Below are 1,509 nucleotides of genomic sequence, written 5' to 3'. Positions count from 1 at the left end.
GCTCGACGAAGCGTTGGGCGCTGAGATGCGGCAGGCCACGATAGCCCTGGGCAACCCCGGCGCCGCCGATCCACAACTCCCCCGCCACCCAGTCCGGGCAATCGCGGCCCTGGCTGTCGACGACTCGAAAGCTTTGGTTATCCAGGGGTTTGCCGTAGGGAATCGAGAGCCAGTGAGCCGGCACTTCGTCGACGTCCTGGACGTTGGACCAGATGGCCGCTTCAGTGGCGCCGCCGAGAGCGGCGAACCGGGCGCTTTCGCCGGCTGCCAATCGCAGGCGGCGTGGCAGGTCCAGCCCGACCCAGTCACCCGAGACCATCGCCAGGCGTAATCCGCTCAGGGCATTCGGCTCGCGGGCCTTGAGGGTCAGCATGTCGAGCAACGCCGGTACCGAGTTCCACAGGGTCACGCGCTGCTGGCGGATCAGCCGCAACCATTCGGACGGCTCCTTGCGCCGCGCATCCGCTGGCAGCACCACGGCGCCACCGACACTCAGCAGGCCAAACAGGTCGTACACCGACAGGTCGAAATCGAGGGCGGAAACCCCGAGCACACGGTCATCCGCGCCCACCTGATAACGCCGGTTGATCGCGGCGACGGTGTTCAGCGCCGCCTGGTGGGAAACCTCGACGCCCTTGGGTTCGCCGGTAGTGCCAGAGGTAAAAATCACATAGGCCAGTGCGTCCGGCGCCACCTCGATCGGTTGTTTCAGGGCCCTGGCCGAACGCGCCTGGGCCAGGTCCACCACTTGCAAGTCCGCCAGCCATACACCGCGATCACGGTGGGCCGTATCGGTGATCACCACCTTGGCTCCGGCGCGTTGATAGATCATGTCGCGACGGGCTGCCGGCTGTTCGATACCCACCGGCACATACACCGCGCCCGCCGCCAATATGCCGAGCACCGCAACGATTTGCGCCTGGCCTTTGGGCAAGGTGATCGCCACCGTATCACCCGGTTCAATCCCCCACTGGCGCAGGGCACCTGCCACTTGCAGGGCCTGGGCCGCCAGCTCGGCGTAACTCAACTCAGCGTCCTCGGTGATCAATGCCACCCGCTGCGGGTGCACCTGCGCCTGTTGGAAAAAGCCATCGTGCAGCAAGCCTTTGTCATAGGCCCAGGGCGTGTGGTTGACCGCTGCACGGACCTCTTGCTGGCCTTGGGGCAACGGCAGCGGCGCGGGTTGGCGCCAGTCACCGGTACACAGCCACGCCAGCAGGTCGCCATAGGCGGTGAACATTTCGTCCAGCAGGCCTTCGGGGAACAGCGCATCTACCCCGTCCCAGTTGAGCAACAGGCCATCGGGCAGCGGATAGCTCTGGTGGTCAAGCCACACTTGGGGCGTTTGCGACAAGGCCCAGCCCGGTTCGCCCAGGTGCTGCCGGCAAGTGGCGTCGACAAACGCTTCGCCAAGGTTGCAGGCAAACACTACGGGGGCGCCGCCTTGCCGGGTGCGGGACAACTCACGCAGCACTTCCACACCAGGCCAGGCGCTGTGGGCGATGTCGC

At 66.0% G+C, this 1,509-nt stretch carries 1 protein-coding gene; it reads right to left on the bottom strand.

What is annotated here, in order from left to right; genetic code table 11:
* A partial coding sequence (locus HX846_RS30850; RefSeq protein ID WP_256740148.1) for an AMP-binding protein occupies positions 1–1,509 on the bottom strand: 1,509 nt, incomplete at both ends.

It is taken from the genome of Pseudomonas sp. K5002 (assembly GCF_013386655.1).
Taxonomy (GTDB): Bacteria; Pseudomonadota; Gammaproteobacteria; order Pseudomonadales; family Pseudomonadaceae; genus Aquipseudomonas.
This window is presented reverse-complemented; position numbering and strand designations above follow the sequence as displayed.